General features: G+C 43.1%; 6 protein-coding genes and 1 pseudogene. 4 read left to right on the top strand and 3 right to left on the bottom strand.

Going from position 1 to position 7,502, the window contains the following annotated elements:
* Nucleotides 1-241: 241 nt before the first annotated feature.
* Nucleotides 242-1,675 (bottom strand): CCA tRNA nucleotidyltransferase, encoded by a 1,434-nt coding sequence (locus LPH68_RS24975; protein WP_008641195.1) that lies wholly within the window; start codon nt 1,673-1,675, stop codon nt 242-244.
* A gap of 163 nt (nt 1,676-1,838) precedes the next feature.
* On the opposite strand from LPH68_RS24975, the gene LPH68_RS24980 reads away from it, so the two are divergent.
* A complete protein-coding gene (locus LPH68_RS24980; protein ID WP_055236483.1) occupies nt 1,839-2,675 on the top strand; it encodes a hypothetical protein in 837 nt (278 codons plus the stop codon).
* A 606-nt stretch (nt 2,676-3,281) separates the two neighbouring features.
* Here the strand turns inward: LPH68_RS24980 and LPH68_RS24985 are convergent.
* Together LPH68_RS24985 and ruvA are read right to left on the bottom strand one after the other, a co-directional pair.
* Complete coding sequence (locus LPH68_RS24985) at nt 3,282-4,274, bottom strand: DUF3843 family protein (protein ID WP_117684586.1); 993 nt, start codon at nt 4,272-4,274, stop codon at nt 3,282-3,284.
* Nucleotide 4,275: 1 nt separating this feature from the next.
* Entirely contained in the window at nt 4,276-4,878 is a 603-nt protein-coding gene (gene ruvA, locus LPH68_RS24990; protein WP_004314150.1) for a Holliday junction branch migration protein RuvA, read from the bottom strand.
* A gap of 187 nt (nt 4,879-5,065) precedes the next feature.
* On the opposite strand from ruvA, the gene LPH68_RS24995 reads away from it, so the two are divergent.
* The 3 genes and pseudogenes from LPH68_RS24995 to LPH68_RS25005 all read left to right on the top strand — a co-directional run.
* Nucleotides 5,066-5,965 carry a diaminopimelate dehydrogenase gene (locus LPH68_RS24995; protein WP_008641193.1) on the top strand — a complete coding sequence of 300 codons (900 nt, stop codon included), beginning with the start codon at nt 5,066-5,068 and terminating at the stop codon, nt 5,963-5,965.
* A gap of 299 nt (nt 5,966-6,264) precedes the next feature.
* Nucleotides 6,265-6,915, top strand: coding sequence for a hemolysin III family protein (locus LPH68_RS25000; protein WP_004314148.1), 651 nt, complete (start codon nt 6,265-6,267; stop codon nt 6,913-6,915).
* A 362-nt stretch (nt 6,916-7,277) separates the two neighbouring features.
* Nucleotides 7,278-7,436, top strand: a pseudogene (locus tag LPH68_RS25005) (ribose 5-phosphate isomerase A); the annotation flags it as partial.
* Nucleotides 7,437-7,502: the final 66 nt, after the last annotated feature.

The following is a 7,502-nucleotide window of genomic DNA, read 5'->3' on the forward strand; positions in this document are numbered from 1 at the left end:
AAAAACACATCAGCCACAAGCCCTGAAAGGGCGGAACCGTATACAATTATGCCCTTTCAGGGCGCAAATTCAGATTGCCGTTTTTACGTAGGGCGTTGCCCTACGCTATATAATTAAGCCCTTTCAGGGCACCCCGCAAAATTATCATTTAGTTCATTTCAGTACAGTTTTACTCCAATTCAACTACTGATTCGTATAAACCTGTGTTTGAATACTATAATATATCTGTTCCGTCCTTCTATCAGCACACCGGCGTCAGCCCCATCTTCTTAGCCCGCTCGAGCATGAAAGCATGAGCAGCCTCATATTCGTTCGGAATCACTCCATCCAAGATAGCATCCTTTATAGCACTCTTCAAAACACCGACTTCACGACAAGGTTCCAAACCGAAAATCTCCATAATTTCTTCTCCGCTCACGGGCGGTTGGAAGTTACGGACACGGTCTTTCTCCTCCAAATCCTTCAGCTTTTGTCGAACCAACTGGAAGTTATTCAGGAAACGCTGCTTACGTTCCATATTCTTGGAAGTAATATCCGCTTCACAGAGCATCATCAAGTCGTCAATATCATCACCCGCTTCAAAAAGCAGACGGCGTACAGCCGAGTCTGTCACCACATCATCCGCGATAACAATCGGACGCATGTGCAGGCTAACCAGCTTCTGCACGTACTTCATCTTCTCATTCATCGGCAACTTCATCTTGCGGAAGATATGCGGAATCATCTTTTCACCGATAAAATTATGGTTATGGAACGTCCATCCCGCTTTCGGTTCCCAACGTTTCGTGACAGGCTTGGCAATGTCATGCAGCAAAGCAGCCCAGCGTAACCAAAGGTTATCAGTCTTCTTGCTGATATTATCCAGCACTTCCAATGTATGATAAAAATTATCCTTATGCGAACGTCCGTTCCGTGTTTCCACTCCCTGCAAGGCAGCAAATTCCGGGAAAATCAACGGCAGCAAACCGCTACGTTCCAAATCAATAAAACCTTTTGAGGGAATCGGAGAAAGAATAATCTTATTCAGTTCGTCCGCAATACGTTCACGGGAGATGATTTCAATCCGTTCCTTATTCCGGCAAAGCGATTCGAAAGTATCATCGTCAATGTAAAAGCCCAGTTGCGTAGCAAAACGGATGCAACGCATCATGCGCAAAGGATCATCGCTGAAAGTGATATCCGGGTCAAGCGGAGTGCGGATTGTCTTTTCCTTCATATCCTCCATGCCTCCGAACGGGTCTACCAGTTCGCCGAAACGTGCTTTATTGAGACATACAGCAAGAGCATTGATCGTGAAATCACGACGGTTCTGATCGTCTTCCAGCGTACCGTCTTCAACAATCGGTTTGCGCGAATCCCGTTGATAAGACTCCTTACGCGCACCTACAAACTCTACTTCCGTACCTCTGTATTTTACTTGTGCTGTTCCGAAATTCTTGAAAACAGAGACATGAGCACCACGTCCCAACCGTTTTCCAAGGGCTTCTGCCATTGCAATTCCACTTCCTACAACTACTACATCTATATCTTTAGAGGGACGTTGCAGAAAAATATCACGAACGTAGCCACCTACCACATAACACTCCATGCCGAGCGCATCGGCCGTTTCGGCTATCTGTCCGAAGATGGGTTCGCTAAAATGCTGCTTCAATTCCTCTTGAGTCAACTCTATCATTCTTTTTAGTTATAAGTTTTGAGGGGACAAAATTACAAAAATAAGGGATATATTTGTATTTTTGCCGCTAATAAAGTGAATGAAGAACAGAACGATGAACAGTGAATGGCAAACGGACACTGCTTCTTCATGTAAATAATAGAACCAGTAAATAAAATTTGTGATGAAAAAACTGATTATCCTCTTTTGTGGTACGCTGGCATTAGCTGCCTGCGGAAATGGCCTTGAGAAAAAAGCCAATGAAAAACTGATGGTTGCCAAGGCTGCCTACGAACGTGGCGACTATGAAGAAGCTAAGTTACAAATTGACAGTATCAAGATTCTGTATCCCAAAGCGTTCGAAGCACGTAAGGCGGGACAGGCACTAATGCTTGATGTTGAAACAAAAGCACAGCAAAAAACGCTTGCTTATCTGGATAGCGCCTTTCAGGCAAAAACGAAAGAATTCAACGCCATCAAAGACAAATTCACACTAGAAAAAGATGCCGAATATCAACAAGTAGGCAACTACCTCTGGCCTACACAAACCATTGAGAAAAACATGCACCGTTCGTACCTCCGCTTCCAAGTGAACGAGCAAGGCATCATGAGTATGACCTCTATCTATTGCGGTGCCGGCAATATCCACCACAACAAAGTGAAAGTGATTGCTCCTGACGGCAGTTTTGCCGAAACTCCAAGCTCCAAAGACAGCTACGAAACGACCGATATGAACGAGAAAATAGAAAAAGCTGATTATAAACTGGGAGAAGACGGCAATGTAATCGAATTCCTACATCTCAATAAAGACAAAAATATCCGTGTGGAATATATGGGCGACCGTACCTATAAAACAACGATGAGTCCCACCGACCGGCTAGCCGCAGCCAATGTTTATGAATTAGCGCAAATCCTCTCTGCAATGGAACAGATTAAAAAAGAACAAGAGGAAGCTAACCTGAAAATCGGATTTATCAATAAGAAAAAAGAACGGAAAGCACAGGAGGAAATTACCGATTAATAAAAAGGAAACTCCATTTGGCAAAAAGAAAACGATCTGTGCGGAAATGAGATAAATGATTTTTTTATTTTTAGACATAAGAACAAAAGAACATAAAGGCTGCGCTTTGAAAATTATTTTTGTTGCTTATTGAACTGCTATTTTATTTTTTGTTCTTTTGTTCTTCTGTCTGAATTATATTCCCATTTAACTAAAAACCGTCAAAAGAGAAGCTATTTAGCAGAAAAAAACATCGGTCAACAATAAAACTGACGGGAATAGTTGTTATTTTTCATAAACGACAACTATTCCCGTCAAATGTATAATAAGCCTCTTTATTCTCTGCGCGGAAGAAAAGGCGTTTCCTGGTATGGAGAAAAGGCGTAGTCTGCCATCATAAAACGGCGTAGCCTGGTAAGCAAAAACGGCGTATCCTCCACATCCTTATTTTACCCTTCTATTCAATTGATTATTAGCCTTTTCCCGTTTTGATTTTCCAACCCGTTTTCCGGTTGTCTTCTTTTTACCGGCTGCGGACTTTGTCTTTCCGACAAAGGGATTGTTATTTTTTTTGATTGGCATAGACAACACTTATATAAACAGTACTTATATCTGATTCTTGTTCTCTTATTCTCCTTCGTAATATTCACCCAAAAACCAGCGAGCCACAAAATCCCAGTTTCCCTGCAACAGTTCCTTTCCATTCTCAAACGGGAACTGTGCTTCCGATAACAGCTCATGTTCCATTCCATATTTCAACAAATCAAACGGGCACAAACCTTCTTCACAAAACAGTTCGTATGCTTCCTCTTCTGCCAGTTCAGCATTGTAGAGCGGGTTGCGTTTGTCCGCAAAATATGGGGCCACATCAGGACCGATCAACAGACCTTTCGGATTGGCGAAAACCACGAAGTTATCAAACTCTTTTAAATCAGGCAATAGAGAATCTTCTTCATCCTCCCACTTCAATGATTGCACAAAGAAAAATTTCAGCGCATCGTAAGAGTCGAAGTACAAAAGCGGTTCACCTTTACTTGCTTCAAGGAAACGTTCTACGTTGGCAGGCATTTTTTCTCCCGGCAAAGCTATCGGCAGAGGCATTCGCTTCTTTTGCATCAATTCCGTTTCCAGCAACCAATCCGTCGCAAGGTAATCACTGATAGGAGCCAATTCGAACGCAGCATCCAAACGGTTGTATAATACATCTGCAAACTCCAGCAAATCTGCATCCATCGGGTTCTCCACTCCGTCAAAATCATCACCGACCGGTGAATTGATTGCCCACAAAAGGAAAACAACATCTTCACGGTTGATTTCGTCCGGCAGATATTCGTCCGTCAACGTGTAGAAAGGCAGGTAACGTCCGTAGTTTTCCTGATGCCAGTGGATAAATTGACGCCAGTTTCCTCCGTCTGCCACACAATCTTCCAAGTATAAGGCACACGTCAGAGCCACTTGCTTCTGGTCTTCTTCCATCTCTTTCCCACCATATATATACGATTCGGCCACCAATGGCAATAGCTGATTAGCAAAATCCAGATACCATTTATCCGTATTCACTACCTTTGCACGACCGTGAGCGTCCAGCCATGCCTGCATATAAATTTTCTGTTGCTGCATACTACAAACGTTTCAAAGCCAGTTTGATAACCTTTTCTACCGGAGCATCCGGTTCTTCCTTCAAGATAGCCAACACCACCTTCTGTGAAGGCGCGGCAGCAAAACCGAGCATTGTCAATGCAGACACCGCCTCTTCCTGCACTTCCGCATTGGCAGGTTGCAGCAACAGACCTGCGGAAGCACCTCCGCCGGCAGACCCACTCATCGTTTTTATCTTATCTTTCAGGTCGACAATCACCCGTTGCGCAGTCTTCAGCCCGATACCTTTCACCGTTTTCAGCATATTCGCGTTTTCGGTGCTGATTACGTTCACCAGTTCGGCAGGTGAGAGCGCCGAGAGAATCATACGTGCCGTGTTTCCCCCGATTCCGGAGACGGAAATCAATAATAGAAAAATCTCCCGCTCCTGCTTCTCGGCAAATCCGTAAAGCACATAAGCGTCTTCCCGAATCGCCTCGTGAATATATAGCTTACAGTTTTTCTTTCCCTGAATAGCCGAATAGGTATTCAAGGATATATTGGCGGCATATCCCACCCCGTTACAGTCAATCACTGCGGTTGCCGGACTTAGTTCGGCAAGTTCGCCTCTAATATATTCTATCATAACAGGGACAAAGATAAAACTTTCTCACCACAGATTACACTGATTTTCACAGATTATTCTTTTGTACATTAGATATGAAGAATATGAAAAAAATAAAAATATTAAAGCGGATGAACCAAAGTTAGTAGTAAATTGTTTACTTTTGCAAGCAAAAGAAAGAAATTTGTTCATTAAAACCAAGAAAAGAATGAAAAAAGTAAGAGCTGCCATCGTTGGTTATGGTAACATCGGACATTATGTACTGGAAGCGCTTCAGGCGGCACCTGATTTCGAAATAGCCGGAGTCGTTCGTCGTGCAGGAGCAGAGAACAAACCGGAAGAGTTGGCAAACTATGTAGTAGTAAAGGACATAAAAGAGTTGGGGAATGTAGACGTAGCTATTCTTTGCACGCCAACCCGCAGCGTTGAGAAATATGCAAAAGAATATCTGGCAATGGGGATTAATACGGTAGACAGTTTCGATATCCACACCGGTATCGTAGACTTACGCCGCACACTGGATGCTGCTGCCAAAGAACATAAAGCTGTATCGATCATCTCTGCCGGATGGGATCCGGGAAGCGACTCCATCGTACGCACCATGCTCGAAGCGATTGCTCCGAAAGGAATCACTTACACCAACTTCGGTCCGGGTATGAGCATGGGACACACAGTAGCCGTAAAAGCTATCGACGGAGTGAAAGCCGCTCTTTCCATGACTATTCCTACCGGCACGGGAATCCACCGCCGCATGGTGTACATCGAACTGAAAGACGGATATAAATTTGAAGAAGTAGCTGCTGCCATCAAAGCAGACCCTTACTTCGTGAATGATGAAACACACGTGAAACTCGTTCCGAGCGTGGACGCTCTATTGGATATGGGTCACGGTGTAAATCTCACTCGCAAAGGTGTATCCGGCAAAACACAGAATCAGTTGTTCGAATTTAATATGCGCATCAATAACCCCGCACTGACAGCACAAGTGCTAGTATGTGTGGCACGTGCTTCGATGAAGCAACAACCGGGATGCTACACAATGGTAGAAATTCCTGTTATCGACCTTCTTCCCGGCGACCGTGAAGAATGGATCGGACATTTGGTATAATATATTTTATACATAAAATAAAAATTAAATAGAGAAAGGTGTATCGCCTTTCTCTATTTTTTTTCTTTGTGAAGATACTACAAAAAACACAATTATGAGGAAACTGTTCATTCCATCAACCACGACGGTTTCCAACTGGACACCGAGCATTGGGTACGCATCAAAATTTTAAAACCGCAGGGAGTATCATACGCCGATATTTCTTTTAAAAAAGAATAAGGCGAAGAAACGCTTTACGGAAAATAAAGTATCTTTGCGACTCAATATTTTTTGTGACTTAACAATTCAAAAAAGGAACATTGAAGAACAAACGATACAATAATATAGAAGAATGGGCAAATACCCTTAGCCATGGAATAGGTATTCTGCTTGGAATCGTGGCCGGATATTTGTTATTGGAAAAGGCTTCCGAAAATATAGAGCCGCAGTGGGCAGTTGCTTGTGTATCTGTCTACTTGACGGGGATGCTTTCTTCTTATATCAGTTCTACGTGGTATCACGGCAGTCGTCCAGGAAAGCTGAAAGAGCTGCTCCGTAAATTCGATCATGGAGCTATCTATTTGCACATTGCCGGAACCTACACCCCTTTTACCCTGCTTGTTCTGCGGCATGCCGGCGGATGGGGATGGGGAATTTTTGCTTTCGTCTGGCTGTCGGCTATCGCCGGTTTCATTCTTAGCTTCAAAAAACTGAAAGAACATAGCAATCTCGAAACGGCTTGTTATGTAGGTATGGGCGCCTGTATATTGGTAGCCATGAAACCTTTGTTAGATCATCTGGGAGAACTGGGAGCCACTACCGCTTTCTGGTGGCTGATTGGCGGAGGAGTTTCGTATATCGTGGGAGCTGTTTTTTATTCGTTACGCAAACCATATATGCATGCCACTTTCCACTTGTTTTGCCTGGGAGGCAGCATCGGGCATATCATTGCCATCTGGCTGATTCTATAAGGAATAGTAGGGACAAAAAAAAGGCTATCTATCCCAGACAGCCAATCTTTGTTAACCTTAAATCTAATACTATGAAAAACACAGTACAAAGATACGAACTTTTCGGTTATCTCCAAATTTTCGGGGCAAAGCAGCCTAACTTATAACACGGTTTAATAAAAAGCAGAGGTTCGTTAACGTTTAACGCAACAAAGTTAAAAATTAACGAATCGTTTATTAACTATTTAAATAATTGAAGGCTGTTGAAGAGACTTTTCTCATCTAAAGAGACTCTTCCCATCCGAAATTGAAACGAACAAACAAACTGATTCGCTGATTCGTTATATATAGAGAAACTTAAAACAATTCTAGAGCGCAAACTTATGGACTGGGAAAATCATCTTATAAAGCACCTGCAATGGTCGGACTCCATTATCAACCGGGAAGCCAAAGAACACGTAGCCCGTGAAATTGCCGCCACGGCAAAAGACGGAGATGTGATAGGAGCCGGTTCCGGCTCTACAGTCTATCTAGGGATATTCCTAAAATAATAAAATTTAAGGCAACTAATTCATTGCGAGTTAGTTGCCTTTTTTGTATCTTTAAGC

This window comes from Bacteroides sp. 1_1_30 (genome assembly GCF_020982715.1).
Lineage (GTDB): Bacteria > Bacteroidota > Bacteroidia > Bacteroidales > Bacteroidaceae > Bacteroides > Bacteroides xylanisolvens.

Excerpts from the sequence above, each read along its gene's own strand:
- LPH68_RS24975 (WP_008641195.1), bottom strand. The coding sequence starts at position 1,675 with ATGATAGAGTTGACTCAAGAGGAATTGAAGCAGCATTTTAGCGAACCC.
- LPH68_RS24980 (WP_055236483.1), top strand. The coding sequence starts at position 1,839 with ATGAAAAAACTGATTATCCTCTTTTGTGGTACGCTGGCATTAGCTGCC.
- LPH68_RS24985 (WP_117684586.1), bottom strand. The coding sequence starts at position 4,274 with ATGCAGCAACAGAAAATTTATATGCAGGCATGGCTGGACGCTCACGGT.
- ruvA (WP_004314150.1), bottom strand. The coding sequence starts at position 4,878 with ATGATAGAATATATTAGAGGCGAACTTGCCGAACTAAGTCCGGCAACC.
- LPH68_RS24995 (WP_008641193.1), top strand. The coding sequence starts at position 5,066 with ATGAAAAAAGTAAGAGCTGCCATCGTTGGTTATGGTAACATCGGACAT.